Source organism: uncultured Methylophaga sp., from assembly GCF_947259025.1.
GTDB lineage: Bacteria > Pseudomonadota > Gammaproteobacteria > Nitrosococcales > Methylophagaceae > Methylophaga.
Map to the genome: position 1 here is coordinate 226946 of NZ_CAMYKO010000005.1, position 24907 is coordinate 251852.

Annotated in this window: 31 protein-coding genes; 14 read left to right on the forward strand and 17 right to left on the reverse strand. The window is 50.7% G+C overall.

Annotated features, from left to right (window positions below):
- Positions 1-64: 64 nt before the first annotated feature.
- Genes Q0X64_RS07060 through Q0X64_RS07070 form a run of 3 tightly spaced genes read right to left on the reverse strand, consistent with a single transcriptional unit; the run spans position 65 to position 1994 of the window.
- Positions 65-553 (reverse strand): GNAT family N-acetyltransferase, encoded by a 489-nt coding sequence (locus tag Q0X64_RS07060; protein WP_297810495.1) that lies wholly within the window; start codon positions 551-553, stop codon positions 65-67.
- Positions 550-1731: a chromate efflux transporter gene (gene chrA, locus Q0X64_RS07065; protein ID WP_297810498.1), complete on the reverse strand. Its 1182-nt coding sequence runs from the start codon at positions 1729-1731 to the stop codon at positions 550-552. The genes Q0X64_RS07060 and chrA overlap by 4 nt, the downstream gene beginning before the upstream one ends.
- A gap of 59 nt (positions 1732-1790) precedes the next feature.
- Positions 1791-1994, reverse strand: coding sequence for a DUF2061 domain-containing protein (locus tag Q0X64_RS07070; protein WP_297810501.1), 204 nt, complete (start codon positions 1992-1994; stop codon positions 1791-1793).
- A 257-nt stretch (positions 1995-2251) separates the two neighbouring features.
- Here Q0X64_RS07070 and Q0X64_RS07075 point away from each other — a divergent pair, with 257 nt between their 5' ends.
- Positions 2252-2719: a Dps family protein gene (locus Q0X64_RS07075; RefSeq protein WP_297810504.1), complete on the forward strand. Its 468-nt coding sequence runs from the start codon at positions 2252-2254 to the stop codon at positions 2717-2719.
- 61 nt (positions 2720-2780) lie between these two features.
- On the opposite strand, the gene Q0X64_RS07080 is transcribed toward Q0X64_RS07075, so the two are convergent.
- A complete protein-coding gene (locus tag Q0X64_RS07080; protein WP_297810507.1) occupies positions 2781-3593 on the reverse strand; it encodes an ion transporter in 813 nt (270 codons plus the stop codon).
- Positions 3594-3723: 130 nt separating this feature from the next.
- Here Q0X64_RS07080 and Q0X64_RS07085 point away from each other — a divergent pair, with 130 nt between their 5' ends.
- The gene (locus tag Q0X64_RS07085; RefSeq protein WP_297810510.1) at positions 3724-4317 is read left to right on the forward strand and encodes a cysteine hydrolase family protein; all 594 of its coding nucleotides are present in this window, start codon (positions 3724-3726) and stop codon (positions 4315-4317) included.
- Positions 4318-4363: 46 nt separating this feature from the next.
- Here Q0X64_RS07085 and Q0X64_RS07090 read toward each other — a convergent pair whose 3' ends face one another.
- Positions 4364-4903, reverse strand: a complete 540-nt coding sequence (locus Q0X64_RS07090) for a lipocalin family protein (RefSeq protein WP_297810513.1) — start codon at positions 4901-4903, stop codon at positions 4364-4366.
- Between the two features lie 102 nt (positions 4904-5005).
- Here Q0X64_RS07090 and Q0X64_RS07095 point away from each other — a divergent pair, with 102 nt between their 5' ends.
- Together Q0X64_RS07095 and Q0X64_RS07100 are read left to right on the forward strand one after the other, a co-directional pair.
- Complete coding sequence (locus Q0X64_RS07095) at positions 5006-5170, forward strand: hypothetical protein (protein WP_297810516.1); 165 nt, start codon at positions 5006-5008, stop codon at positions 5168-5170.
- A gap of 102 nt (positions 5171-5272) precedes the next feature.
- Positions 5273-5704, forward strand: coding sequence for an Rrf2 family transcriptional regulator (locus Q0X64_RS07100; RefSeq protein ID WP_297810520.1), 432 nt, complete (start codon positions 5273-5275; stop codon positions 5702-5704).
- 38 nt (positions 5705-5742) lie between these two features.
- Here Q0X64_RS07100 and hmpA read toward each other — a convergent pair whose 3' ends face one another.
- On the reverse strand, positions 5743-6951 hold the full coding sequence (gene hmpA, locus Q0X64_RS07105; protein ID WP_297810523.1) for an NO-inducible flavohemoprotein: 1209 nt from the start codon (positions 6949-6951) through the stop codon (positions 5743-5745).
- A gap of 89 nt (positions 6952-7040) precedes the next feature.
- Here hmpA and Q0X64_RS07110 point away from each other — a divergent pair, with 89 nt between their 5' ends.
- The 3 genes from Q0X64_RS07110 to Q0X64_RS07120 all read left to right on the forward strand — a co-directional run bounded on the left by Q0X64_RS07110 (position 7041) and on the right by Q0X64_RS07120 (position 9472).
- Complete coding sequence (locus Q0X64_RS07110; protein WP_297810526.1) at positions 7041-7610, forward strand: 5-formyltetrahydrofolate cyclo-ligase; 570 nt, start codon at positions 7041-7043, stop codon at positions 7608-7610.
- A 39-nt stretch (positions 7611-7649) separates the two neighbouring features.
- Complete coding sequence (locus Q0X64_RS07115; RefSeq protein ID WP_297810529.1) at positions 7650-7967, forward strand: hypothetical protein; 318 nt, start codon at positions 7650-7652, stop codon at positions 7965-7967.
- Positions 7968-8029: 62 nt separating this feature from the next.
- The gene (locus Q0X64_RS07120) at positions 8030-9472 is read left to right on the forward strand and encodes a sensor domain-containing diguanylate cyclase (protein WP_297810531.1); all 1443 of its coding nucleotides are present in this window, start codon (positions 8030-8032) and stop codon (positions 9470-9472) included.
- A gap of 57 nt (positions 9473-9529) precedes the next feature.
- Here the strand turns inward: Q0X64_RS07120 and pqqA (Q0X64_RS07125) are convergent, their stop codons facing one another.
- Positions 9530-9601: a pyrroloquinoline quinone precursor peptide PqqA gene (pqqA, locus tag Q0X64_RS07125; protein ID WP_081443609.1), complete on the reverse strand. Its 72-nt coding sequence runs from the start codon at positions 9599-9601 to the stop codon at positions 9530-9532.
- A 141-nt stretch (positions 9602-9742) separates the two neighbouring features.
- Here pqqA (Q0X64_RS07125) and Q0X64_RS07130 point away from each other — a divergent pair, with 141 nt between their 5' ends.
- Positions 9743-10525 (forward strand): hypothetical protein, encoded by a 783-nt coding sequence (locus Q0X64_RS07130; protein WP_297810534.1) that lies wholly within the window; start codon positions 9743-9745, stop codon positions 10523-10525.
- A gap of 49 nt (positions 10526-10574) precedes the next feature.
- Here Q0X64_RS07130 and Q0X64_RS07135 read toward each other — a convergent pair whose 3' ends face one another.
- From Q0X64_RS07135 to Q0X64_RS07150, 4 genes are all read right to left on the reverse strand, one after another.
- Positions 10575-11159 (reverse strand): hypothetical protein, encoded by a 585-nt coding sequence (locus Q0X64_RS07135; protein WP_297810536.1) that lies wholly within the window; start codon positions 11157-11159, stop codon positions 10575-10577.
- 58 nt (positions 11160-11217) lie between these two features.
- Positions 11218-11679: a MarR family transcriptional regulator gene (locus Q0X64_RS07140; RefSeq protein ID WP_297810564.1), complete on the reverse strand. Its 462-nt coding sequence runs from the start codon at positions 11677-11679 to the stop codon at positions 11218-11220.
- Positions 11680-11873: 194 nt separating this feature from the next.
- On the reverse strand, positions 11874-12269 hold the full coding sequence (locus tag Q0X64_RS07145) for a hypothetical protein (RefSeq protein WP_297810567.1): 396 nt from the start codon (positions 12267-12269) through the stop codon (positions 11874-11876).
- Positions 12270-12393: 124 nt separating this feature from the next.
- Complete coding sequence (locus tag Q0X64_RS07150; protein WP_297810570.1) at positions 12394-13698, reverse strand: mechanosensitive ion channel domain-containing protein; 1305 nt, start codon at positions 13696-13698, stop codon at positions 12394-12396.
- A 148-nt stretch (positions 13699-13846) separates the two neighbouring features.
- On the opposite strand from Q0X64_RS07150, the gene Q0X64_RS07155 reads away from it, so the two are divergent.
- Positions 13847-14596: an SDR family oxidoreductase gene (locus Q0X64_RS07155; RefSeq protein WP_297810573.1), complete on the forward strand. Its 750-nt coding sequence runs from the start codon at positions 13847-13849 to the stop codon at positions 14594-14596.
- A 71-nt stretch (positions 14597-14667) separates the two neighbouring features.
- Here Q0X64_RS07155 and Q0X64_RS07160 read toward each other — a convergent pair whose 3' ends face one another.
- Together Q0X64_RS07160 and pqqA (Q0X64_RS07165) are read right to left on the reverse strand one after the other, a co-directional pair.
- Positions 14668-14874: a cold-shock protein gene (locus tag Q0X64_RS07160; protein ID WP_297810576.1), complete on the reverse strand. Its 207-nt coding sequence runs from the start codon at positions 14872-14874 to the stop codon at positions 14668-14670.
- A gap of 246 nt (positions 14875-15120) precedes the next feature.
- Entirely contained in the window at positions 15121-15192 is a 72-nt protein-coding gene (gene pqqA, locus Q0X64_RS07165) for a pyrroloquinoline quinone precursor peptide PqqA (RefSeq protein ID WP_297812150.1), read from the reverse strand.
- A gap of 257 nt (positions 15193-15449) precedes the next feature.
- Here pqqA (Q0X64_RS07165) and Q0X64_RS07170 point away from each other — a divergent pair, with 257 nt between their 5' ends.
- From Q0X64_RS07170 to Q0X64_RS07185, 4 genes are all read left to right on the forward strand, one after another.
- Positions 15450-17849 (forward strand): response regulator, encoded by a 2400-nt coding sequence (locus tag Q0X64_RS07170; RefSeq protein WP_297810579.1) that lies wholly within the window; start codon positions 15450-15452, stop codon positions 17847-17849.
- 67 nt (positions 17850-17916) lie between these two features.
- Positions 17917-18621 (forward strand): DUF1223 domain-containing protein, encoded by a 705-nt coding sequence (locus tag Q0X64_RS07175; protein ID WP_297810582.1) that lies wholly within the window; start codon positions 17917-17919, stop codon positions 18619-18621.
- Positions 18622-18640: 19 nt separating this feature from the next.
- Positions 18641-18958 carry a cupin domain-containing protein gene (locus Q0X64_RS07180; RefSeq protein WP_297810585.1) on the forward strand — a complete coding sequence of 106 codons (318 nt, stop codon included), beginning with the start codon at positions 18641-18643 and terminating at the stop codon, positions 18956-18958.
- A gap of 3 nt (positions 18959-18961) precedes the next feature.
- Positions 18962-20011, forward strand: coding sequence for a DUF3080 domain-containing protein (locus Q0X64_RS07185; RefSeq protein ID WP_297810588.1), 1050 nt, complete (start codon positions 18962-18964; stop codon positions 20009-20011).
- Here Q0X64_RS07185 and Q0X64_RS07190 read toward each other — a convergent pair.
- On the reverse strand, positions 20008-21018 hold the full coding sequence (locus tag Q0X64_RS07190; protein ID WP_297810591.1) for a sensor domain-containing diguanylate cyclase: 1011 nt from the start codon (positions 21016-21018) through the stop codon (positions 20008-20010). The genes Q0X64_RS07185 and Q0X64_RS07190 overlap by 4 nt on opposite strands.
- 186 nt (positions 21019-21204) lie before the next feature.
- Between Q0X64_RS07190 and Q0X64_RS07195 the strand changes: the two genes are divergently transcribed.
- Positions 21205-23433 carry a TonB-dependent receptor gene (locus Q0X64_RS07195; RefSeq protein WP_297810594.1) on the forward strand — a complete coding sequence of 743 codons (2229 nt, stop codon included), beginning with the start codon at positions 21205-21207 and terminating at the stop codon, positions 23431-23433.
- A gap of 37 nt (positions 23434-23470) precedes the next feature.
- Here Q0X64_RS07195 and Q0X64_RS07200 read toward each other — a convergent pair whose 3' ends face one another.
- The 3 genes from Q0X64_RS07200 to Q0X64_RS07210 all read right to left on the reverse strand — a co-directional run bounded on the left by Q0X64_RS07200 (position 23471) and on the right by Q0X64_RS07210 (position 24866).
- Positions 23471-23626: a hypothetical protein gene (locus Q0X64_RS07200; RefSeq protein ID WP_297810597.1), complete on the reverse strand. Its 156-nt coding sequence runs from the start codon at positions 23624-23626 to the stop codon at positions 23471-23473.
- A 154-nt stretch (positions 23627-23780) separates the two neighbouring features.
- Positions 23781-24434, reverse strand: coding sequence for a protein-L-isoaspartate(D-aspartate) O-methyltransferase (locus Q0X64_RS07205; RefSeq protein ID WP_297810600.1), 654 nt, complete (start codon positions 24432-24434; stop codon positions 23781-23783).
- 108 nt (positions 24435-24542) lie between these two features.
- Positions 24543-24866: a hypothetical protein gene (locus Q0X64_RS07210; RefSeq protein ID WP_297810605.1), complete on the reverse strand. Its 324-nt coding sequence runs from the start codon at positions 24864-24866 to the stop codon at positions 24543-24545.
- Positions 24867-24907 lie beyond the last annotated feature (41 nt).

A 24907-nucleotide genomic window follows, 5' to 3' on the forward strand; every position in this document is an offset into this window, starting at 1 on the left:
CACAATAAAAGCAATTAACGCTCAGGCTTCAACGCCATTGTGGCACAGAAAGCAGCAAAAAGTATCAGTGGTTTAAGGCAAGCAGATGGCGCTTATCGCCAAGGCCGATACCGGTGGCAATGATTTGGAAGCCGAGTCGCTGATAAAAGCGAATCAGGGCCGGGTAATGATCAACGGCATCCAGTTGCAAAGGGGCCTTGCCGATAATATCAAGACAGTGCTGCATCAGCTTTTTGCCATAGCCCCGGCCCTGTGCGGCAGGGCTGACAGCAAGTTGGGTGATATAAAAATCCGCTTCCGGAGCCTGGGGCCAGCAGTCCTGGTAATAATCGGCTTTCTGCTGACCCAGAGCGATGCAGCCCAGAATGTGTTCTTCTGATTCCAGCACAAACACCGATTTTCTGTTTAAATTAGCCGCGACAGAAACCTCATGATAGACGCCCAGCCAGTGATGCATACCCTGATCAGACATAGACTGAGCACAGGCTTGCAGTAAGTCTGTTATTGCCGCCACATCGTCAGCAACGGCCGGGCGTATCGACAAAGCAGTCATAAGAGGGCCACACCGATACTGGCGCAGACACACCAGAGCACAACCAGCAAGGCGGATAAACGCAGCAGTTGCAGCATGACCAGACCCACAGCCGCAATCAGCAGATCGACAGGCGAATGCACGACGCTGATCCAGATAGGATCATAGAGCGCTGCTGCCAGCAGACCGACTACACCGGCATTGACCCCGGCTACAGCGCTGGCGGCGGCAGGGTATTTCAGCAGGGTTTTCCACAATGGCAGCATGGCAGCAACCAGCAGAAAACCGGGCAGGAAGATAGCGAGTAAAGCGATCACTGCACCCAGCAGGCCACCGCTGTCACCAGGCAGCATGGCACCCAGATAAGCCGCCACCGAAAATACCGGGCCGGGGACGGCCTGGGCCGCCCCATAACCGGCAAGATATTCATCTGCTGCCACCCAGCCCGGGTCGACGACCGTGTTTTCCAGCAAGGGTAAGACCACGTGCCCACCGCCAAATACCAGTGCACCGGCGCGGTAAAACGCATCTACCACAGCAAACAGACTGTTGCTGCCTGCTATCAACGGCAGGGTCAGTAACAGCAGCACAAAAACGGTCAGTAACAGCCAGGCAAAGCGCTGGCCATAACGAAGTTCGAAATGACTGTCGGGTAATGTCTGATCCCGGCACAGGAAGTAACCTGCCACGGCGCTGCCGATTACAACGCCAATCTGGGCCAGGGGATGGTTAAGCAGCAACAGGATAATCACGACTGCCAGAGCAAGAAGTCGACGCTGCCAGTCAGGGGTGAGTTTCTGCGCCATCTGCCAGACAGCCTGGGCCACCACGGCCAGCGCCACCAGTTTGAGACCATGGATAGCCGCGCTGCCGATATCATCTGACAGATAAGGCAGCCATTGGGCAAAAGCAAACAGCAGTATGGCGGACGGTAAGGTAAAAGCGATAAAAGCTGCAATAGCGCCACCCCAGCCGGCACGCAGCAGCCCCATACTGAAACCCATCTGGCTACTGGCCGGACCCGGCAGGAACTGGCATAACACTAATAGCTGAGCAAACTGATCCTCGGTGAGCCAGCGACGCTGTTCGACAAAAGCTTGTCGATAATAGCCAATATGAGCAATGGGGCCACCGAAAGAGGTGAGCCCCAGCTTTAGAAAAGCAATGAATACTTCGGCGACGGTTCCAGCTTTGTGCATGATAGATCCGATGTACAACAACAGCCTGCATTATGCTGGCTCAAAACGGCGATTGCCAGTCACACAGCCAGGGTTGATACCGTTTCTCTATCCCTGGCCTGAAAATGCTGCCAGGCCTTTTCATGGAAATAAAAAGCCACAGTATTGATGGCTGGCTCGATCAAAGCCATAACACTGCCGAACAGGATGCTGCCGGTTAATAAAAAACCCACGGTGAATGCCACAGTGAAGTGAACGATGGCGAAACTGATTGTTTTAGTCATAATGGCCTCCTTATGTTGAGGATAATTCTCATTCAAAGGCGAGGCCAAGTAAAACAAACATTTCCAATTACAGTGATTGGTAAAATTGAAATTGAAATCGAGATAATAATCGAATAAGGCGATTAATCTCTATGGAAGAATCTGTTTCACATCTCCATACAGACTGATTAGAATTATAAATAAATATCAACACAGCGAACGACATTATCGCTGAGTTGTCAGAGGTCATTCATAACCATGCACAAGGAGGCATAAGAATGAGTACCATTGATATTGGTATTAAAAAGCAGGACAGACAGGATATTGCCGAAGGCCTTAAACGCCTGCTGGCAGATTCCTACACACTCTACCTGCAAACGCACAATTTCCACTGGAATGTGACAGGTCCCCAGTTCCGCGAACTGCACCTGATGTTTGAAGAACATTACACCGAATTGGCCACCGCAGTGGATGACATTGCAGAGCGTATTCGTACTCTGGGCATTGCCGCACCGGGTACCTATAAAGCTTTTGCCGAGCTGAGCAATATCGATGAAGTTGAAGGCGTGCCCGCTGCATCAGAAATGGTGACCACGCTGACTGAAAGCCACGAACAGGTTGTCAAAACCTGCCGTGAAGTGCTCAAAACAGCACAAGATGTGGATGACGAGTCTACTGCCGCACTGGTCGGTGACCGTATGCGTGTCCACGAAAAGACCGCCTGGATGCTGCGCGCGATGCAATAAAAGCATTAGAACAGCACCAAAAAAGGGAGCGTTTGCTCCCTTTTTTATTGCCTGTTGAATGTCAGCCGCGCTTATCCAGCATTTGCTTGAGTTCTTCAATCTGGCGCGATAAGTCCACAATAGTAGGCTCTCCAGCATGGTCTCGTCGCCATTGTTCATCGCTTTCCTGTTCCATCACATTCACCACGATGCCGATTAGCATATTAAGAAAGGCAAAGGCATTGAGAAAAATAAAGCTGAGATAAAACGCCCAGCTTATCGGGTAATCAGCCATGGTTTCGTACATGACATCGGTCCAGTCTTCAAAAGTCATCACCCGGAACAAAGTCAGCATCGAGACGGTGATATCGCCCCACAGGGTCGGATTGACACTGGCAAAGAAGGTGGTGCCGACCGCGGCATAGATATAAACAATGATAAACATCAGCAAAGCCACATAACCCAGCTGCGGCAGTGCCTTGAGCAGGGAATTGAGCAGGGCGCGCAGTTCCGGAATCACCGACACCATCCGCAGTACCCGGAAAATCCGGATCAAGCGGCCAACCAGGGCCAGTTCACTGTTTTCAATCGGAATCAGACTGACTACGACGATGAGGGTATCGAATATATTCCAGCCGCTTTTGAAGAAATGCCACTTATTGTCTTCAGCAAAAAAACGAATGCTGATTTCTACCAGGAAAAATAGCGTAATGCTGTAATCCAGCCAGACAATAGCGGTCAGCAGGGTGGGCGAAATATCGTAGGTTTTAGCACCGATCAGCAGGGCAGAGAGCAGAATGACGCTGACCGTGACTATCTCGAACAGGCGATTATTCCGGATCTTGTTGAACACTCTGGCGAGGCTGAATGACGACGGTGGTTGGACGCGCTCCATGAGGACTCCGGTCAAGTTGGGATACTGGCGCGCATAATAACGGGGCCGCGGATTAATGCAAGCTTTTGCTTCACAGCTTTGCCTTCAAGACTATGGTAAGGTCAGTCCATCAAATAATGGAGACAGTAGCATGCAGACGACCTTAAGAGAGATTGTCGGCTTGGGTCATCAAGCCCCGGCATTACGAGACTCAGCCCTGATCATGATTGATTGTCAGAACACTTACCGTGAGGGCATCATGCAACTGGAAGGCGTGGAGCCGGCTTTGCAACAGGCACAGCATCTGCTGCAACTGGCGCGTGACAATGCCGTACCGGTGTTTCATATTCAGCATGATGGCGGCGAGGGTTCACCCTATGATTTAAATACCGAGTTAGGCGCGATTGCCACAGAAGTGGCGCCCATTGACGGTGAACATGTGATTGTCAAAAACTTCCCCAACGCCTTTGTTCAGACGCCTTTGGATGAAGCGCTGCGTAGCCGAGGTATCACCAATATCATTCTGGCCGGTTTTATGACCCATATGTGCGTCAACTCCACCGCCCACGGGGCATTTAACCTTGGCTATAATCCTACCGTGGTCGCCAGTGCTACCGCCACGCGGGGGCTGGAAACAGCCGATGGCACAAAGCTCACCGCACAGCAGGTGCATGATGCTGCGCTGGCTTCAACCCGGGATTTGTATGCGGCGGTGGTGAGCGATATATCGGCTTTACCGGTCTAGCCGATTCACCGAATCTGATAGCTGACAGACTTTTCGTGCTAACCACTTATTCCGGCCAGCGCTGCGGTATTTTGATCACTTCACTGGTGTCGTATCCCATGTCTGCGATCTGCTGCATCATTGCCTGGTAATCCTCGGCCGGGATCTGCGGGGTGCGGGCCATGATCCAGACATAGTCGCGCTTGGTTCGGCCAATGATGGTCTGATCATAGTCCTCAGTCAGATGCACAATGCGATAGTCGGCTTTGATGGGCCAGACAAACTGCATCCCCCACACGGCGTTGCTGTCGGTGTTAGTGACAAAACCTTTCGGGTAATAAGTTTTCAGTTTGCCGTCAAATCCCCCCTCGCGGAAGCGGAAAGTGGTGGCAATCGTGCCATCCGGTTCCAGTTCGTAAGATTCGACTGCGTTGTAGGCATTGTCATCGATGAAGGTGGGCACATGGGCAATGACATACCAGTCGCCCATAAAGCGCTCGATATCGACATAATCGACTGTTTCAAGCGGCTGTTTCGACATGCTCTGACATCCGCTAATGGTCACGCAGACAGCGCAGAGAAAAAGAATAGATTTAAACGTTTTCATGACTGGCTCCTTATTAGAAGCCAGTGTTATGAGTTAGTTGTGAACGCAATGTGAAGCGCCAATTTGGCCCAGGACTGCGCTGAATTTGTGCACGTTATCACTGTGGAACAAATCGACAGACAAAAAAAAGAGCCTGCATTGATGCAGGCTCAAAGCAAAACCGAAGAAGAGGAGTCAATCTCCGGTGAATTTGGCGACATGCTGAATTTTAAGCAGTCATTGCTGTCAGAAGCGTCGTACTTTATTGGCTGGGTTTTTGCTTGTTAGTTACGTTAAGTCATTGAAGCAAATACAGCTAACAGAAAATGGTATCTCACATACCAGTTTTAATTGGGATACTATATACCGAAATAATAAGGAGTCAAGTCTATGCAGCTCACCACACACTCGGATTATGCACTGAGACTGCTGGTGTACCTCGCGATTCATCCCAAAGACAAACCAGCCACAGTCAAAGATGCTGCCGAGCGGTATGGTATTTCAACCAATCACCTGGCCAAGGTCGCGCAGAAACTGGTTCAGGAGGAAGTGGTGATCAGTCGTCGTGGACGCGGTGGTGGCTTGCACCTGGCAATGGAACCGGCGGATATCAATATCGGCAAGCTGATCAGAAAGACGGAAAACCTGGAGCTGCTGGAGTGTTTCGGCGAAAACTGTGCCTGTCCGATTGAAAACGTCTGCATTCTTTTCACTGCCATGCGTCAGGCTCAGCTTGCTTTTTTACATGTCCTCGACGGCTACACCCTGGCAGACGTCGTTAAGAACAAAACCAACCTGCTGCGTAGTCTCAATGTAGCCTGATTCAAATCAACACCATCACAATGCGCTGGAGAAAATGTTCACGAGGCTAGCGGCAGGGCGGGACCAAATGCTTCCAGGTGGATTTGCTCTGATGTCACCCCAGCATTATTTAACAACGTCAGGCAATGACGCATCATTGCCGGTGGACCACAGAGATAAAAATCTGCCGTCAAATCCAGCGAATTAATCAGCGCAGCATCTATCAGGCCTTCGCTGTCATGATTATCCGTTATTTTATCTTCGTCACTGGGCTGACTGTAGCGAACATGGCAGTCAAACTCTGAATATTGCTTTTCCAGTCTGTCCAGCTCCTGTTTGAATGCCCGGGTTTGCCCGTTGATGGTAGCCTGGATCAGTGTCACTCTCTGCGATCTGTCAGTAAGATGCTGGTGCAGCATCGACAGTAGTGGGGTTATACCCACACCGCCGGCAATCATAACCACTGGCTTATCAACCGGACTCTGCAGCGTAAACTCGCCGCAAGGCGGAGCTAACCACAACAAATCCCCGGGCTTGACCTTGTCATGCAGAAAGTTGGATACCAAGCCGTCTGGCTGTGGTTTCTCACTGCCCGTTTCACGTTTGACACTGATGCGGTAGTAATCTTTTCCGGGTGGGTTCGAGAGACTGTATTGGCGCATGGTGTGTTCCGGGCCATCTGCCTTTAGCTTGACGGTAATATACTGTCCTGCCTGGTGTGCAGCCAATGGTTGTCCATCGGCCGGTTGCAGATAAAACGAGGTGATGACCTCGCTGCTTTTTTCCCGGCGGATCACTTCAAATTGTTTAAATCCCTGCCAGCCATGCTGCACCTCGTGCTCAGTATAAATCTGCTTTTCCCGTTCAATAAATATCTCTGCCAGGGCCTGATAGGCTTCGGCCCAGGCATCGATGATGTCATCACTGGCATCATCACCCAACAGTTCTTTGATAGCCAGCAACAGGTTCTGGCCGACAATGGGATAATGTTCGGGTTTAATACCCAGCGAGGCGTGTTTCTGAGCGATCAGTTCCACTGCAGCGGACAGTGCTTCGGGATTATCGATGTTTTCAGCATAGGCACAGATGGCAGTAGCCAGCGCTTGTTGTTGTGATCCGCTGTGCTGGTGTGCCTGATTAAAATAAGCTTTGACCTCAGGATTGTTCTCGAACATGCGCTGATAAAACAGGCGGGTCAGCGCTTCACCATGGGTTTTCAACACCGGTACTGTGGCTTTGATGACTTGCAGCGTTTGCGGTTTTATCATGACTCTTCCTTAAACAGGTAAATGAAATACTTATTTAAAGTTCGTATCATATTGACAATCCCCTGCAGATTCAATGCCCGGAGAGAATAATGACAAACTGGCGCAAACAGCAGAGAACACAGTTATTAACAGCGCGGTCAGCGTTAACCCCAGTGCAGCGGGCTGAGATAGCGCAAGGCTGTCTGGTAAAGATCAAAGATTTGCTGTCGCAGTATCCGCCTGGCAGCCTTGGCATCTACTGGCCGATAAAGGGAGAACTGGATCTGAGGCCACTGGCAGAAACACTACTGGCTGATGGCTGGACGCTGAGTGTGCCAGTGATTAATAATCAGACCCAGCAACTTGATTTTGCCCACTGGCATCCGGCGATGGCGATGAAGAAAGGCACCTGGAATATCCCGGTGCCCATTAACCCTCACTTTGTCAAACCACAGCGCCTGCTGGTGCCGTTACTGGGCTTTGATCAGGCCAACTATCGACTGGGATATGGTGGTGGTTACTACGATCGCACACTGGCGGCATGGACGGATCAGCCGCAGACAATTGGAGTAGGCATGGAAATCGGACGCCTTAAAAGTATTTTCCCCGAGCAGCATGATATTGCGATGGACGTGATTATCACCGAAACGGCAATGCAGCAGGGCAATAAAAATGTCTGAACCGGCAGGTTGAGATATTTTTCAGTGACAGGAGAAAAGATGTCACAGGTTAATACAGTGGGCATGGTTATGTATCTGATACTCGCCATTTTCGGCGGTTTTCTAACCGGTCTTTTCAGTCGTTACGCGTTTCAGGGTGCAGTTAAAGAATTTGGCAGGCTGCTCGCCTGTGTGTTCAGTATAGTGTTTTACATTGCACCCGGATGGGCCTTATTAAGTTTGTTCAAGGACGATGATCTGGACGTTTTCTACCTGCTTTTACTGGTCAGCTTTGCCTTTGGTGTATTCTATTATGGCCGTATCGGCGGCGAACAGTCGGATGATGACCGCTATCATCTTCCTGACGAAGATGACTGAACTTACTGGAAATTCATGGCCCGCTTACCTATGATGCTGGATTGGGTCATCACTGGATAAACATGGAAACGCGTAAACGACTTTACAGTGTCATTATCAGCGCTATTGTGTTGCTGGGCTTCCTTGCGACCAGTCTGATCGGCTATTTCGTTGCCAGGGATTCGATGACTGATCGCCTGCAGCAGGAAATGCTGCCGCTGACCAGCGACAATATCTACTCTGAAATTCAGCGTGACTTGCTGCAACCGGTATTGATCTCGTCACTGATGGCCAATGATACTTTTGTGGTTGACTGGGTCGCCGGTGGCGAACAAACACCCCTCAAAATGCAGCGTTATCTGGCGCAAATCCAGCAGCAGTATCAGACGATTACCGCGTTTTTTATTTCCGAACAGACCCGCAACTATTATCACCCTGAAGGCATTATAAAACAGGTCTCGGAAACGGAACCGGCTGATGCCTGGTATTTCCGTGCCCGTGATATGCGGCAGGCCTATGAAATCAACATTGATCAGGACACAGCAGACCGCGACCGACTGAGTATCTTTGTCAATTACCAGGTCAAGAACAAACACAACGAACTGGTGGGCGTCATCGGTGTGGGGCTGTCGATGCAGTCGGTTGCCGAACTCATTGAGAGTTACCAGCAGCGCTATGGCCGGGAGATCTACTTCGTCAATCGTCAGGGCGAGGTTATGCTGCAAAGCAGCCAATACAGCGATGAATTGCACATCCAGAATAAAGATGGCATCGACAAACTGTTTACCCGTATTCTGACTTCGCCCAGTGCCTCGGTATCATTCAAAGCCAAAGACGGCAGCGTGATTTATCTCAACAGTCGACTGGTCCCCGAGTTTGACTGGTATCTGATTGTGGAACAGATCAATGACCCGGCTTCAGAACGCGTGGAGACCGCTTTACTAATCAATATCCTGGTGTCGCTACTGATTAGTATCATCGTGCTGATAATTGCGCACTTCGCTTTACGCGGTTATCAGGGCCGGCTGGAAACCATGGCCAGCCGCGACAAACTGACTGGTGTCACCAGTCGCCAGGTGTTCGACAGCCTGTTCCAGCAGGCGCTGGCCAGTTGCCGGCGTAAAAACCAGCCTTTGTCGGTGGCATTGCTTGATATCGATCATTTCAAACAGGTCAATGACAGTCACGGTCACCGCCAGGGCGATTATGTCCTGCAGCGGGTGGCGCATATTATTCAACTGCATATTCGAGACAGTGATGTGGTGTGCCGTTGGGGCGGTGAAGAGTTTTTGCTGATGCTGACAAACTGTAGCCAGCAGGATGCGGTGGAGAGAGTCGAAGCCTTACGCAAGGCCATCGAGGCCTGGTTGTTTGAGCTGGACCAGACTCGTATCACAGTGACGGTCAGCGCCGGTGTGGCGCAACATCGTGATGATGAAGTGATGTCTGCCTTGATTGAGCGGGCTGACAAGGCACTCTATCAGGCCAAGGATGCCGGCAGGAACTGTCTCAGAGCCGCGGCCTGATAGCGGGCATAAAAAAAGCCCCTGTGAGGGGGCTTTTTTGGTAACGTCTGGCTAATCTTAGCGATTGCAGATGTACATGGTAACTTCGAAGCCGAAACGCATATCTGAGTATTCTGGTTTAGTCCACATGATGCTTTCTCCTGTTTATTTACAATACTTGAACACCTCAAGTAGTTAATTACATTTTAGGTGACACCGGATTTTTCACCATCAGCAGGAAGCCCGATTCGCATCAGGATTTTCCTGAACCGAAATATTTAAGGAGCGGGTATGACCAACAGGCAAAAGGCCATGACAGCGGTTTTTTTTCTCTGCATTGTCCTGGCCTGTGTGCCCATGCAACACGGCGTGGGTCCGCAACTCAGCGACATGCTGAAAGTCACCCTCACTGTCTATGCAATGGCGCGCGGGCTGAATGCTGTTATTTCAGTGGCGCAGGGCACCGAAATGTCGATCGAACCGATGGGCGTGGGCTTGACGCTGACACCGGGCGAAGTCCTGGACCCACTCAATGATTTGATTGAGCAGTTCTCATTGGTTTTATTGCTGGCATCAGCCTCTATCGGCGTGCAGCAGATAGTGCTGCTACTGGGCGATAATTGGGTCATTCGGCTATTTATGCTGATGCTGGCGGTGAGTAGTTTGCTCGCCTACCTGTTACCGGCCGTGCCACCGAAGGCAAAGCTGCTTTTATTGCGTCTGGTGATTGTACTCACTGTGTTGAGGCTGCTGATTCCGGGCTTGGCGCTGCTTAGTCATCAAACCCAGCAGTGGTTACAAACAGAGCGGCAGGCGGCGGTCAGCGTGCTGGCATCCACCCAAAGCAGTGTTGATGAATTCAATAGTGAGTCTCAGCAACAGTCTTCCGGCTGGTTCAGCGATTTGCGTGACAGGCTGGATATTCAAGCACGACTGGAAAAGGTGCAACAACGGGCCGAGCAGGGTGTGGAAGCGGCGGTTTACCTGCTGGCGGAATTCCTGTTGATCATGGTGCTGTTGCCGCTGCTGTTTGCCTGGCTGTTACTCAGATTGTTGTCGCGGCTCAGACTGTAAATAAAAAAAGGCCCCGCCATCGTGGCGGGGCCTGGACATTCATGGGTGGCTATTTTTTATATTCCATGCCATCCATTTCTTTCACCAGACGTGATTTGAACGGGGCTTCGTCTTCACGGGTGACAATCTGGTAGCGATAGCTTTCCAGTGCATCCATCAGTTCATTGATTTCCTGATTGCCCACGTTGAAGTGATAAAAAGTTGCCAGGCACAGGGTTTTGATAATGTCGAACTCGCGGTTGGAGATATTCAGATGCGGGTGACTGTCTTTCATGGACTTACCGCGGCCGAAGGCATCCGGCATATAGATTTCCGGTCCCCCGGTTTCTTCAACGACCCAGTTGGTGAGCATAACCTTGAAACCGGCCTTGGTATGGCGCTGCTCATGGATAGCCGCCAGTATCGGGTTGGCATTCAGGCCCTTGTTGTCGTAGATCAGATCAACCAGATGATCGACCGTGGAAGCGATATTGTAAGTGCCGCCCAGTCGTTCATAGAGGCTTTTTTGTTCTTCAGCTTTGACATTCTGACTGTAGCTGAAAACCACTGCCAGCATGATAGCCAGGGCTGCGAGAACGAGGCTCTGGCTAAGCGATAACCAGAATGAAGCTGCTTTGATGCCACGTGTTTTCATTTTTCTCTCTCCTAAATCAAGGATTTAAAAAAACGTGGCATAGGCTGTTTATGCCACGCTACGACGCGGCAGACTGTTTCGCTTCTTTTTGATTGAGGCTACTGGCGAGTTGGTTCAGTCTGTCGAGAAGTTCGAAAAATTCGCTGGAGGAAAGACCGGTCTGACAGGCCACTTTGTCCTGCACCTTGGCAATGGCTGGTTCCAGTTGCCTGGATTTATCGGTCAACATCAATCGCACGATGCGCTCATCTTTATCAGTGCGGACTTTTTCCACCAGGCCGGCGTTTTGCAGTCTTTTAATGATAGGAGACAGGGTGCCGGAATCCAGTTTGAGGCGCTTCATCACTTCCTTGATGGCGACATTGTCTTTTTCCCATAACACCAGCAGCACCAGATACTGCGGATAGGTCAGGTCATAATCATCCAGAAGACTGCGATAAAGACGCGTGATGCTGTTGGTCGCACTGTAGAGAGCGAAACAGAGTTGTTGGTCTAATTGCAGGTTTTCAAATTGCGACATTATATTTCCTCACAACATAAACATAGCGCACAACAATGTTGTTCGCAAGGTATGGTTAATCAAATGATTCAATCGCCAATAATAAGCACAACAAAAGCCTATTTGTAGTGTGGGATCGAAGTTGGTGCCGTTAAATGAACCAAAAACAGGGCAGACAAGGGTCTAACACGCAAGCGTATGGTGAAGGAAATAATTCAGATCAGACGGAGTTTTGGCAGGTTTTGGCGGATGTGCGCTTTAATTTCGTCGACATCGGATGTAAAGACAATGGGGAACACCTGTGCCTGGCTGTCTGCTTCGATAAAAGGGGAGAGTTCATAGCCTTCAAAAAATAATTCGGCTCTGGCCTGGCAGATGCGCATAATGCCCTGATTGAATGCCGGATGTTGACTGGCTGGCATTTCAGATTCACCCAGAGTCCAGTCCATCTCAAGCCAGGCCTGATGACAGGTCTCACTGAGCTGACTAATTTGCTCAGCTTTGCCAGCATTGGCCGTGGAAATGATGTTGTCGCTGGTACCGGCAAAAGTCTGGTTATAGGCAATTACCAGTAAAACCGCGCAGGGTGCAAACAATGGCGAAATTTTCATAGTGGCCTCTCCGGGCGTTTGTCACTGACCTGAGTGCACTACAATTCACCGTTTGTGAATTCAGGGTGAAGGCTTTTGCCTTCACCCTGCCAGCCCAAGCCCTGCCTTGCTCACCAAGCTCTGGTCACTTCGGTTGTTCGAGGATCTTGATCTCCCGCTGCGGGAATGGAATTTCTATGCCGTGCTGTTGCAGCACATCCCAGATCATCAGCAGCAGATCGGCACCCACCCGGTTGGGCCCATCGTCGATGCCTTCCATCCAGAACTCCACCAGAATATCGACGCCGGAATCGGCAAAGCCTTTGATTTCGGCATCGGGACGTTCTTCAATGGGGATATCATCACCGCTGATCACCTGCGGGTGGCTGGCCACCACTTCACGCACCAGTTCAAACAGCAGGTGTAGATCCGTCTTGTAGGCGACCTGAAAATCGAGAGCATAGCGCTGTTTTTTATTCTTATGCGTCCAGTTGGTGAAACTGGTGGTGATAAATTGCTCGTTGGGCACCATGATGTCCTTGCCATCAAAAGTCTCCAGTGTCGTCGAACGCATTTTCAGCTCACGGATCGTGCCCGTGCGACCGTCGTCCATTTCAATATAGTCACCCACTGACAGAGAGCGATCCATCAGGATGATAATGCCGGAAATGAAGTTGGATGCAATCGACTGCAGACCAAAGCCCAGACCGACACCCAACGCGCCACCAAACACTGCCAGGGCGGTGAGGTTGATGCCCATGATCTGCAGCAGCATCAGGAACACAATGACAAATAAAGTGACCTGGAACAGTTTGGCGAACACCTCGCGGGTACCCAGATCCAGATCCTGCTGGTTGCGGATGATCTGCTGACCGGCGTTATTTGAGAGGCGCCCCAGCCAGAATAAAACAGAGCCGAATATCAGTACGCGGGCAACACCATAGGCTGAGATTTTGAAGTTACCGATCTGCAGTGAGATAGTCTCCAGGTAGGCAACCACCTCATCCAGCCAGCCGAACACATGCAGCACGGCTATAGGCAAGATCATCCACAGCGCCAGTTTGCGGAATAATTGTTTTTCCACAAAACGGTTGATGATGGAGTACAGCATGAAAATCACTGCCAGGCTGAGACTGATTCTAATCAGCCAACTCTGCGCGATCAGCTTTTGCCCCAGATCAACCGCCAGTGACAGGGTCAACACCAGCATAAGCGGGAAGATTAACTCTCGCAGGCGGTAAATGCCCTGGCGCAGGTTAAGAACCGGCCCTTTGCTGGGCGCTTGCTTGAGTATCGGCGAGCGGGTTTTGAGAAACCGCGCCAGCGAAAATGCCAGCAACAATGCCAGCAGGATCAGGCCCAGTTGCGAGTAGAATTTGGGGCTGCTGAGCCAGTGCATTAATTGACTCAGGTACTGATCCAGCAGGCTTTTGTAGTTATTGATATCCATGAGTGTCCATTTTTTTATTCAAGCCGATGTTGCTGGATAATGTAGGCGAGTCAGCCCATCATGGCAATCAATCAGGTGAACTTTAAGCTTTTAGAATCAGTCATCCTGATATCGTTAACGAGTAATCTGTCTTCAATGAGGAGCCTGAATGAATCGCCCATTTGATATCACCAACAAAGTCGCTTTAGTGACCGGTGCAAACCGTGGCATCGGCCGCGCCATTACTGAAACATTGCTGCAACGCGGCGCACGCAAAGTTTACCTTGGGGTACGTAACCTGGAGACAGTGGCTGATCTGGAACAGCAATATGCCGATCAGGTCACGCCAATACACATCGACCTCAGTCGGCCGGGCACGGTGATCTCGGCGGCTGCCAATGCCCAGGATGTGGAGATTGTGATCAATAATGCCGGCGTTTTAAAAAATGCCAGCCCCTTGCAGCCCGAATCTATCGATGCCCTGCATACACAAATGGATATCAACGTTGCTGGCCTCTTACGTATGGCACAGGCGTTTGCACCGGTACTCAAAGCCAACCAGGGCGGTGCTTTTGTGCAACTCAACTCCATTGCATCACTCAGGTCATTCCCGGCTTTTGCCACCTATGCCGCTTCCAAGGCGGCCGCCTATTCCATCACCCAGGCTTTGCGTCATGAAATGGCAGAGCAAAATACCGTGGTGCTCAGTGTGCATCCGGGGCCGATAGCCACCGATATGGCCAATGACGCGGGTCTGCAGGATGTCGCGGAATCACCGGCGATTGTGGCAGACGGCATTATCGAAGCGCTCAGCCAAGGGGAGTGTCATTTATTCCCGGACACCATGGCCAGGGAGTTGTGGCAGAAATATGAGGCTTTCGCCCGCGAGGTGATTGAAATCGAGCCGGGCACGGCTTGATGGGCGGTCAGATAATGTCACGATCAAAAAAGCCCCGCTAGCGGGGCTTTTCTGTTTCTACTGGCTGTGAATTACAGCGCAGTGATGTTTTCGGCTTGTGGGCCTTTAGCGCCCTGGCTGACAGTAAACTCAACCTTCTGGCCTTCTTGCAGGGTTCTGAAACCGTCGCCCTGGATTTGGCTGAAGTGAGCAAAAACGTCAGGGCCGCTTTCTTGTTCAATGAAGCCGTAACCTTTTGTTTCATTGAACCATTTAACTGTACCGGTAGATGTAGACATAACTAATCCTAATTTACTAATAAAAACAAACCTCCTGAGAGGCAACATAGCTGGAAGATGTTGAGAGTACTTATTAATAAACAGGACGAGCTACTTCTGGGTAATGCATCGAAATGAAAAATAAATATTCAAATCAACTTTTCAAGCTAGCATCAATTTAGCCCGATTATGGCTTGCTGTCAAAAATATTTTTCTGACATGAAAAACCCCGCCGTAGCGGGGTTTAACAGTGAATGAAACAGTTGGTTATCGGTTACAGATATACATGGTAACCTCAAAACCAAAACGCATATCGTCATATTCCGGTTTGGTCCACATGGTTCTCACCTCCATGCCCTTTCTGATTAACACGATTACAGCTTATAACAAGGTCAGTTACAGGGAATCAGCATAATTCGCCTAATGACTCAGTATTTTGCTGATCGTTGCAGTGCCCCATCCAGACAAGGTTTCTGCAACGCTTACCAGCGCTTTTGGCCTGTCTTTTAAAAAAATGCTTCGTCTTGCCCTGCAAGGCTCATTTTTCGTTATCATCAACCGACAACAATGTGAACAATGCCTGAAGAGGATTCCGGATGGAACATGTACACGACTTCATGCCACACGGCTACTGTATTTCCTGGGACGTGCCGCTGCTAACCCTGCATGTGCTATCGGATATTCTGATTGCCTTTGCTTATTTCTCTATCCCCATCGGCATCATTTATTTTATCAGGCAAAAAGACGATATCACCTTCAAACCGGTTTATTACCTGTTTGCCGGTTTTATCACTGCCTGTGGTATCACTCACCTGATGGGCATTGTGACCCTGTGGTTGCCTTATTATTACCTGGAAGGCGTGCTCAAGGCGATGACCGCGCTGGTGTCAGTAGCAACCGCTATCTACCTTATTCCTAAGCTGTCCGACATGGTCGCGCTGCCGGATTTGAAAGAACTCAGTGGCCTCAACAGGCAACTTCGCCAGGAGAATGAATCCCGGCGGCAGGCGGAAGCAGAGTTGGAACAAAGCCGGGCATTATTGGCAGAGTCGAACAAAATGCTGTCCTCGGTGTTGGATGCGATTCCGGTGCGGGTATTCTGGAAAGACAAGCAGTCACAGTTTATGGGGGCTAACCGCCTGTTCCTGAAAGATGCGGGCCTGACCGACATTGATCAACTGGTTGGAAAAACTGATCGCGATATGCCCTGGGCAGAAGATTTTGCTGACAAGTTCCGCCAGGATGATGCCACTGTGATCGCCAGCGGCAAGGCAAAACTGCAGTTCGAAGAGTTGTTAGTGGATGCCGAGGGTAACGAGGTATGGGTCAGCACCAATAAAGCGCCGTTGACCAACGACAAGGAAGAAATTATTGGTGTGCTGGGCACGTATGAGGATGTTTCCAAAGCCAAGCAGGCCGCCCGTGATTTGCTGGAGGCCAAGGAGCAGGCTGAACAGGCCAATGTTGCCAAGAGCGAATTTCTCGCCAATATGAGCCATGAACTGAGAACACCATTAAACGGTGTCATTGGCACCCTCAACCTGCTGGGAGAAGGCCAGCTTGATACGCATCAGAATCATCTGGTCGGGCTCAGCAAAGACAGCGCCGAATCGTTATTGAGCCTGTTAAATGACATTCTGGATTTGTCCAAGATCGAGTCGGGCAAGCTGGAACTGCATCATCATGACGAAGATCTGAACGAGTTGCTGGGCGAAGTCGCAAAAGCCATGTCCAGCCGAGCTGATGAAAAAGACCTGGAGTTACTCTGCCCTGGTCACTTTCTGCCGGCACTGATGCTGAATATTGACCGTCTGAGGCTTAAGCAGGTTTTAATCAATCTGCTGGGTAATGCTATCAAGTTCACTGAAAGGGGCTCGGTGACACTGGATCTGGCGGTGATTTCTCAACAACAACAGAGTACGACGCTGCGTTTTTCAGTGTCTGACACCGGCTGTGGTATCAGCGAGTCGGCACAGCAAAAATTATTTGAACGCTTTAGTCAGGTTGATGGCAGTTCCACCCGTCAGCAGGGTGGGACGGGACTGGGGCTGGCAATCTGCCGCCATCTGGTTGAGATGATGGGGGGGCGTATCGGTGTGACCAGTACTCAAGGCGTCGGCTCTACCTTCTGGTTTGAAATCAACGTCAACTGTCACCAACGACATCGTTTGTCGCATGACCACAGCACCTTATTATCTGCATTGCAGGTTTTCGTGTTACCCAAACTGCCTTGTTATCAGCGCTATTTTGATGATGTTTTGACCAACTGGCACATTGCTTACGAAAGCGCCGACTCCTGTGAGGCCCTGATGGCATTGCTCCATGCCAGTGAAAAAGTGACTGGGCAGGCAGTGGTGATTATGGATTTGGATGATTTCATGGTCTGTCCGGTTGATGAATTACTGGCTGAGTCGGCAGCGGTGCCACAGTTCTTACTGCTGGCCTCGCAGGGGCAACTGGGTAAGTTGCCGGAGAAGGTGAGCCGTCATGATTGCCTGGTGCTGGCTAAACCCTTGCTGCAATCTGAGCTGTTTAACGGCCTGCTGGGCTATGTGTCCGATCTGCCGGTAGTTAGTGATGACAGCCGTAAAGCCCGTCATGGGCATGAGCTGATCGATGCCCGCATTTTGTTAGTTGAAGACAACCATATCAATGTGGTGGTCGCCAAAGGCCTGATTGAAATGTTCGGGCCTAGCGTTGATGTGGCCAATAATGGTCAGCAGGCGCTGGAGATGCTGAAAAAACAGCATTTTGATTTGATCTTCATGGATTGTCAGATGCCGGTGATGGATGGCTATGAAGCAACCCGTCGCCTGCGCCAGTCCAGCGATATTCCGGTGATTGCGTTGACGGCACATGCCATGCGTGAAGATGAGCAGAAATGTCTTGATGCCGGTATGAACGGCTACCTGACCAAACCGATTGACCCATTCAGCCTCAACGCCAGCCTGGGCCAATGGCTACCGGGTGAATGCATCCAACAGCCGGTTTCCTGAGCTAAAGCAGGAACTCGACTCATCGCACGTGTTCTCAATCACATAGTCGGGTGTGGGGGAGTGAGCGATGTATCGTGCAGGTTTAATACTATTGTGGCTGGTGGTGTCACCGTCCTGGGCGCTGGAGTTCAGCAGCGGTGAAACAAAAACCACCGTGGTGGAGCTTTACACCTCCGAAGGATGCAGCAGTTGCCCGCCGGCCGATAACTGGCTGTCATCATTAAAATCAGACCCCAGACTTTTCAAGACTCTACTGCCCCTGGCCTTTCATGTGGATTACTGGGACCAACTGGGCTGGCCCGACCCTTATGCCAGTCCTGCGTTCTCCCAGCGCCAGCGCGAACTGGTCAGGCAGGACCTCTTATCGCAGGTTTATACACCGGGTATTGTCGTTAACAGTCAGGAATGGCGCGACTGGTTCAGTGGTCAACGCCAGCTTGAAGATAGTCAAACCCGTCCGGGCCGATTACAGGCGCAATTAAAGCAGGATCAACTCACCGTCAGTTTTGACTCTGATGCTGCGCTCACCCTGCATATCGCCATACTGGGCATGGGCCTGCAAACCGACGTGCAAGCCGGTGAAAACCGGGGGCGTCAGTTGACCCATGATTTTGTAGTACTTGAGCACTGGCAGCAGGCGGGTAGCAAGACCTGGAAATTCACCTTGCCTGAGCTGGCAGATCGGGGTCAGCAACGCACTGCACTGGCCCTGTGGCTGACGGCGCCGGATTCTCTGAGAGTAGTGCAGGCTACCGGCAGCTATATTGACTAATAAGCAGACTGGGACTTTTATGATCGTAAACAGAGCAATGGAGCGGGACTGGCAACTGACGGAGCATCAGGGCATCGAAAGAACGCTATTCCGGACTAATGACAATGGCGGCAACACCGTCATGATCAGGCTTAAAAAAGGCGCTCACTTTCCGCAGCACCTGCATCAGGGAGAGGCCGAGATGCTGGTGATCAATGGACAGTTGCTGATTGGCGGCGTGGAACTGGTCAAGGGGGATTACCTTTATGCCCGGGCCGGGGAAGGGCACGATATCGTGGCGCTGACCGATGCCGAGCTGTTCCTGTCCACTGAACAAGCCATGACCCTGATCATCTGAACAATGCGCTGGCGCATCACTTTTTTATTGTTGCTTGTTATCGGGCTGACAGCCTGCGACCCTTTGGCTGAACCTGACAGCATGATGGATACTTATCTGGAGCGTCTGGCACGGGTGCTGGAACTGGAGGCTGAACTCAGTGAGCCGCTACAGATCAAAACCCTGCCTCGACCACGTGACAGACGGGTGGAGATTGAACCACTGGAAATCAATATGCTTGATTTCCTCTCGCTCTATGGCTGTGAACTACAGGTCGTGGTTGGTGAACGTAACTCGATCATGGGGCGGGTGATGACGCCGTTGAATCAACTGCGATATCAACTACGCTTTATCAATAAGGCCCGACAGTGTCTGCCCAAAGTTGAAAAGCAGGCGCTCAAGGCGCAGCTCCAACAGGCGATTGATCACAAACAAGCCAATCTGCCGGCCTATTTCTGGAACAGTGTCTGGGCCGACGAGCCGATGGCTTCGCTGATGACGCAGTCCAAGGGGCTGTATCAGCGCCATAGCGATAAAAATCTACTCAGCAGCCTGAGCATTGATATCGACCATGCAAAGACTGTTCTGGCGCAGTTGCAGTCGGGACCGATGGATAGTGAGCTCAAGTCAATGGGAGAGATTCAGCAACGCTGGGTGTTTTCTCATACGCCGGGGCAGCTTATCAACAGCGCCCGGCTGTTAATCACACGGCTTGATGACGGCACGCGGCTTATCGAGCAGCGCCTGGGGTCTGAACCACTTTGCTATTTGAATAAGCCCAACACACAGTCTGAACGGGTTAAGGGCTTATTTTTCAATGTCTATATCGGCCGCGTTCAGCCTTATCTGGCTGAAGTCAGCCAGGCCGGTGAGCAGCTGTTTGGCAAGTTGGCGGCACTGGCCGGGCAACAGGATAAGTTGATGCCGGAAACATTCCGGCCGTTTTACCGGCAAGTTTTAAATAAAAAACAGCCAGATAATCTCTGGACCATGCTGGATAAGTCGATTGAACGACACACGAAAAGCTGGCAGCGCCTGTTATCACAATGCGGCATGCAGCCTATGGCGGGTTAGAGAACCTGATCTTTGACCTGGTTTTTGCCTGCACGTTTGGCGGCATAGAGAATTTTGTCAGCCTGACTCAATGCGGCGAGCAGGGTCGTATCGTTGGAAGCCAGTTCATAAACACCAATGCTAACGGTAATTTTGACCTCGTTGCCCTGGGTGTGAAAAAAGATTTCACTGACTTTGCGACGGATCCGCTCCGCCAGTTCAATCGCCTCGACTTTACTGGTTTCCGGTAACAGCATGGCAAACTCTTCACCACCGATTCGGCCGAAAATATCATAGCTGCGCTTGTTGGCCCGAATACTGTGGGTAAACAGTTTCAGCACCTCATCACCAATTTCGTGACCGAATTCATCGTTGATATCTTTGAAGTCGTCCAAGTCCATCATCAGCAGACAAACCGGTCGCTGATTACGCTGAGCACGCTGTAATTCTTTATTACTCTCAGCGATAAAGGCCCGGCGGTTCCAGACACCGGTCAGTTCATCGGTGTTGGCAAGGTACTGCAGGTTTTTCGAGAGGTTTTCGAGTTCGAGATTTTTTTCCAGTAACTCAAGATTGGTTTCCACCATATCCCGCATTTGCAGCATCAGTCGTTCTTGCTTCTCGCTGTAGATATGGGGCTGGCTGTCGAGCACACAGACGGTGCCGAAAATATCACCATTGGGCCAGCGTAAAGGAAAGCCCAGATAATTGAGCAGGTTCAGTTCCAGATCGGGATTATTCTGCCATTTCGGGTCGTCCTGGGCATTGTGCACAAACAGGCGGCTGTTGTGATGGATTACATGCTCACAGTAAAGACCTGAGCCATTACACTTTTCAGTGTCTCCCACATGGTAGGGGTTCAGCGGCGAGTTGTTTTTAGCAAACACCGACAGGGCGTCGCGTTTCAGATGCATGATCAAAGCGACCGGCACGTCCATAAACTCTGCCAGCACATCAAGCATGCTCTGCCACTGCCTTAATAAAGGCTCTCTAATTTGTGGATGGGGGACATTAATTTTTGTCGTCACGGCCATTCCCTTGCTTAGATCACTGATAGCTTACAATAAAAAATTGAAGCTGTAACCGATATTTAGCGCTAAACGCTCACCTTTGATGAAGTAAATGTAACAAAGATAAATCATAAACATTCTCATTTACATTTCCGGCTCTTCACATTAAACTGTGTTCCAAATACAACAGCGTCGGAGCGTCGGATGAAATCAGCAATCAAACCATTATCGTTGTGCATCAGCATTGCACTGTGCAGCCAGTCAGCTATGGTCATAGCGGAAGAAGAAACCCAGGCCTTAGAGCTTGATGCGCTGACAGTCACGTCCAGTGCCGACGCTTCTGCAGAGGGGCTGTCACCGGCATTTGCAGGCGGACAGGTCGCGGAAGGCGGGCGTGCCGGTATTTTGGGCACTCAGGATCATCTGGATAGCCCGTTCAGCATCACCAGCTATACCAATGATTATATTCAGGATCGCCAGGCACAAAGTGTGGGTGATGTGCTGCAAGCCGATCCTGGCGTCAGAGTGGCCCGTGGTTTTGGTAATTTCCAGGAGACTTACTTTATCCGTGGCTTTACTATCGGATCAGATGATGTGGCGTACAACGGCCTCTATTCGCTGTTGCCACGACAGTATATTGCCACTGAACTCTTCGAGCGTGTTGAAGTGTTACGGGGTGCCAGTGCTTTTCTGACCGGTGCAACGCCCAGCGGCGGTGGCATTGGTGGCGTGATCAACCTGCTTCCCAAGCGGGCACCCAACTATGATCTGAACCGGGTCACCTTGGGTGCATCTCACAATGACCAGCGTAATGTCGCGGCTGATGTGGCACGTCGCTTTGGTGAGAATGATGAGTTTGGTGTGCGCGTCAATGCGGCCCATCATAACGGTGGCACTTCAGTTGAGGATGAAGAAGCGGAACTTAACCTGTTTAGCGTCGGATTGGATTACCGCGGTGACCGTTTGCGCTTATCAGCCGATGTGGGTTACCAGAACCATCAACTGGATCAGACCAGAACCAATGTCACGATATCCAGTTTATCGGATGTGCCTTCTGCACCCGATGCCGACCATAACTGGGCACAACCCTGGACTTACTCCAACGAAGAAGATGAGTTCGGTACATTCCGGGCAGAGTACGACCTAAATGACAGCGTCACCGCCTGGGCAGCTTACGGTATGCGTCGGACTGAGGAAGAAAACTCTCTGGCTAATCTGACTGTCAACGGTGCGCAGTCTGGTGATGGTTCCTTTTACCGTTTCGATAATGCCCGTGAGGACAGTGTAGATACGGGGGAAATTGGCTTGAGAGGTGACTTCAAAACAGGCAGTGTTGGACATGACTGGGTCCTTGCCTATTCTTATTTCCAGTTGGAAACCAAAAATGGGTATATTTTCGATTTTGCAGGTACCCAGACCAACACAAACCTCTACAACCCAGTTTTTACCTCACAACCCGCGTTTACAGGAACGGCTGGGATTGGTAACGACTTCAATTCTCCGGCCCTGAATACCAGAACCAAGCTGAACAGTTTTGCCGTTGGTGACACTCTGGCTTTCGCAGATGATCAGTTCCTGCTGACTTTAGGCGCCAGGCATCAGTCAATCAAGGTAGAAGACTATCCATACAATAATGGGCCTCGTTCGACCTATGAAGACAATGAGATCACACCTGCTGTCGGGGCAGTTTTCAAACTGACAGATCAGTTTTCATTCTACGCCAATTATATAGAGAGCCTAGCCCAGGGGGATCGCGCAGATCAGACTACAACAACTTCTGCAGGTACCGTTGATGTAGTGAATGGTGGTGAATCCCTGGCTCCTTATGTGTCAGAACAGAAAGAGATTGGCGTCAAATACGAAAATGAGCAGTTTGGTGCGGGTCTGGCGTATTTCACAACAGAGATGCCCCGTGCTTATATGGATGAAACTGATCCACTTAATCCGGTCTTTCGTGAAGCAGGAGAAAATCAGCACCAAGGCCTGGAACTAACGTTTTACGGTAAGGCCACTGATAACATTAAGTTGTTGGGCGGTGTGACCTGGCTTGATGCGGAACAGAAAGATACTGGTGATCCGGCTATTGATGGCAATGAGGTTATCGGTGTGGCTGAATGGCAGGCTACGCTGGGAGCAGAGTGGGAAGTCCCACAAATCAATGGTTTGGCTTTGGACAGTCGGGTGACCTATACCGGTTCACGCTATGCGGATAATGCCAATACCCTGAAAGTGGATGACTGGACCACAGTTGATATCGGTGCCCGTTACATTGTTGCGGTCGGCAATCAGGATCTGACTTTGAGAGCCCGTGTACATAACCTGTTTGATCGTGACTACTGGGCCTCGGTAGGAGGAAACGGCGGTAGCAGTGGTTACCTGGTACTGGGTGCACCACGCACCGTCAGCCTGACGGCCACCGTTGATTTTTATTGATGGTTTTAGCTTGCCCGGGCAGTGTTACTGTTCGGGGTCAGCCTTTGCCTGAAAAGAATGAATCGGTCAGCTTGCTGGCCTGTTCAAAGTGAATGCCGGGCCAGAAAATCCAGCCAGTCGAGTAGTTATCGGAACGCACAAAATAACCATGCGTGATGATTTTCCGCTGCAATGATAACGAACGCCAGACCATTTTTCTCAATGCGGCCTTCGAAAATGACAACCCCGCCGATCAGGCCAGCTTGCTGCGCGAGTTAATGCATTATAGTCAGTGGCGTAATGTTGAGAATATTGGTGGCTGTTGAGGCATGCTGGAATCTGACTGTGACAGCTGATGGATAAACCGGTCAGTCAGCGACCAGCGGCACAAAGCTGACACTGAGTAGCGGCTGGCTATGAGCCTTGCCTTCTTTATCTTTGTCTATCAGCACCAAGTCCTGATAGCCCCGGGCTTCGGCGAGCGGGATCACCATCCTGCCACCGGATTTGAGCTGATTTAACAGGGCAGGGGGAACAGCCGCAGCAGCGGCGGTGACAATAATGCCATCATAAGCGCCGTGCTCTTCCCAGCCTAGGTATCCGTCTGCCTGTCGGCAGTGGATATTGTCATAGCCTAATTTTTCAAACTGTTGACGGGCCTGTTCAGCCAGGTTTTCAATCCGTTCTACGGTGTAAACCTCGGCAGCCAGCTTGGACAAAATGGCTGTCTGATAGCCCGAACCGGTGCCAATTTCCAGCACTTTATGGTCGGGCTCAATATCAAGCAGATCCGTCATCAGGGCAACAATGAAGGGCTGGGAAATGGTCTGCCCATATCCAATCGCCAGAGGCCCGTCATCATAGGCGCGGTTGAGGGCATTGTCGGGAACAAAATCAGCACGATTGACCGCTTCTATTGCTGCCAACACGGTGGGTGACAGCGTCGATCTGCCGGTCGTGCTGGCGGTCGCTGCGGTTTGATGCGCTATGGTGGCCAGCATTTTCCTGACTGCGTCGTTCATCGTGTACCTGAAGCATAAAGACATGCCGATATTTTGCGCTTGTCTCCAGCAAAGTTCACGCTGAAAAAAACCGTTTTGTTAACTCTGACCCATTTTGGGGGCTGGTACTCAGAAAGTCAGTGTTGCCGCCTTTTCACCGTCTACCCAAACCAGGCAGGTCAGATCAATTTTTTTCTTCCAGCGGCAATCCGATTTTACGGTTTTGCCGTTGTATTCGCCGCTTAAGGTGGTGTCAGCATAATCGTAGGGTAATTCGCCGCTAACCACTGTTTGGTCATTAATCATCACTTCATGTTTAAAGCTGATTTGGTTGAAGCGACCACTGATTTCAAGTTGTTGCTCGGCTCCGGCAGGGCGATAGAATTGTTTGGGCGAAGCAGTGGTACAAGCCACCAAAGTTAGCAGCAGGCTGGCCAGGATGATTTTTTTCATTTGAAATCCATATAAGAAATTAAAAGCAGTGGTAGCCGACG

Excerpts from the sequence above, each read along its gene's own strand:
- Q0X64_RS07060 (WP_297810495.1), bottom strand. The coding sequence starts at position 553 with ATGACTGCTTTGTCGATACGCCCGGCCGTTGCTGACGATGTGGCGGCA.
- chrA (WP_297810498.1), bottom strand. The coding sequence starts at position 1,731 with ATGCACAAAGCTGGAACCGTCGCCGAAGTATTCATTGCTTTTCTAAAG.
- Q0X64_RS07070 (WP_297810501.1), bottom strand. The coding sequence starts at position 1,994 with ATGACTAAAACAATCAGTTTCGCCATCGTTCACTTCACTGTGGCATTC.
- Q0X64_RS07075 (WP_297810504.1), top strand. The coding sequence starts at position 2,252 with ATGAGTACCATTGATATTGGTATTAAAAAGCAGGACAGACAGGATATT.
- Q0X64_RS07080 (WP_297810507.1), bottom strand. The coding sequence starts at position 3,593 with ATGGAGCGCGTCCAACCACCGTCGTCATTCAGCCTCGCCAGAGTGTTC.
- Q0X64_RS07085 (WP_297810510.1), top strand. The coding sequence starts at position 3,724 with ATGCAGACGACCTTAAGAGAGATTGTCGGCTTGGGTCATCAAGCCCCG.
- Q0X64_RS07090 (WP_297810513.1), bottom strand. The coding sequence starts at position 4,903 with ATGAAAACGTTTAAATCTATTCTTTTTCTCTGCGCTGTCTGCGTGACC.
- Q0X64_RS07100 (WP_297810520.1), top strand. The coding sequence starts at position 5,273 with ATGCAGCTCACCACACACTCGGATTATGCACTGAGACTGCTGGTGTAC.
- hmpA (WP_297810523.1), bottom strand. The coding sequence starts at position 6,951 with ATGATAAAACCGCAAACGCTGCAAGTCATCAAAGCCACAGTACCGGTG.
- Q0X64_RS07110 (WP_297810526.1), top strand. The coding sequence starts at position 7,041 with ATGACAAACTGGCGCAAACAGCAGAGAACACAGTTATTAACAGCGCGG.
- Q0X64_RS07115 (WP_297810529.1), top strand. The coding sequence starts at position 7,650 with ATGTCACAGGTTAATACAGTGGGCATGGTTATGTATCTGATACTCGCC.
- Q0X64_RS07120 (WP_297810531.1), top strand. The coding sequence starts at position 8,030 with ATGGAAACGCGTAAACGACTTTACAGTGTCATTATCAGCGCTATTGTG.
- Q0X64_RS07130 (WP_297810534.1), top strand. The coding sequence starts at position 9,743 with ATGACCAACAGGCAAAAGGCCATGACAGCGGTTTTTTTTCTCTGCATT.
- Q0X64_RS07135 (WP_297810536.1), bottom strand. The coding sequence starts at position 11,159 with ATGAAAACACGTGGCATCAAAGCAGCTTCATTCTGGTTATCGCTTAGC.
- Q0X64_RS07140 (WP_297810564.1), bottom strand. The coding sequence starts at position 11,679 with ATGTCGCAATTTGAAAACCTGCAATTAGACCAACAACTCTGTTTCGCT.
- Q0X64_RS07145 (WP_297810567.1), bottom strand. The coding sequence starts at position 12,269 with ATGAAAATTTCGCCATTGTTTGCACCCTGCGCGGTTTTACTGGTAATT.
- Q0X64_RS07150 (WP_297810570.1), bottom strand. The coding sequence starts at position 13,698 with ATGGATATCAATAACTACAAAAGCCTGCTGGATCAGTACCTGAGTCAA.
- Q0X64_RS07155 (WP_297810573.1), top strand. The coding sequence starts at position 13,847 with ATGAATCGCCCATTTGATATCACCAACAAAGTCGCTTTAGTGACCGGT.
- Q0X64_RS07160 (WP_297810576.1), bottom strand. The coding sequence starts at position 14,874 with ATGTCTACATCTACCGGTACAGTTAAATGGTTCAATGAAACAAAAGGT.
- Q0X64_RS07170 (WP_297810579.1), top strand. The coding sequence starts at position 15,450 with ATGGAACATGTACACGACTTCATGCCACACGGCTACTGTATTTCCTGG.
- Q0X64_RS07175 (WP_297810582.1), top strand. The coding sequence starts at position 17,917 with ATGTATCGTGCAGGTTTAATACTATTGTGGCTGGTGGTGTCACCGTCC.
- Q0X64_RS07180 (WP_297810585.1), top strand. The coding sequence starts at position 18,641 with ATGATCGTAAACAGAGCAATGGAGCGGGACTGGCAACTGACGGAGCAT.
- Q0X64_RS07185 (WP_297810588.1), top strand. The coding sequence starts at position 18,962 with ATGCGCTGGCGCATCACTTTTTTATTGTTGCTTGTTATCGGGCTGACA.
- Q0X64_RS07195 (WP_297810594.1), top strand. The coding sequence starts at position 21,205 with ATGAAATCAGCAATCAAACCATTATCGTTGTGCATCAGCATTGCACTG.
- Q0X64_RS07200 (WP_297810597.1), bottom strand. The coding sequence starts at position 23,626 with ATGGTCTGGCGTTCGTTATCATTGCAGCGGAAAATCATCACGCATGGT.
- Q0X64_RS07205 (WP_297810600.1), bottom strand. The coding sequence starts at position 24,434 with ATGAACGACGCAGTCAGGAAAATGCTGGCCACCATAGCGCATCAAACC.
- Q0X64_RS07210 (WP_297810605.1), bottom strand. The coding sequence starts at position 24,866 with ATGAAAAAAATCATCCTGGCCAGCCTGCTGCTAACTTTGGTGGCTTGT.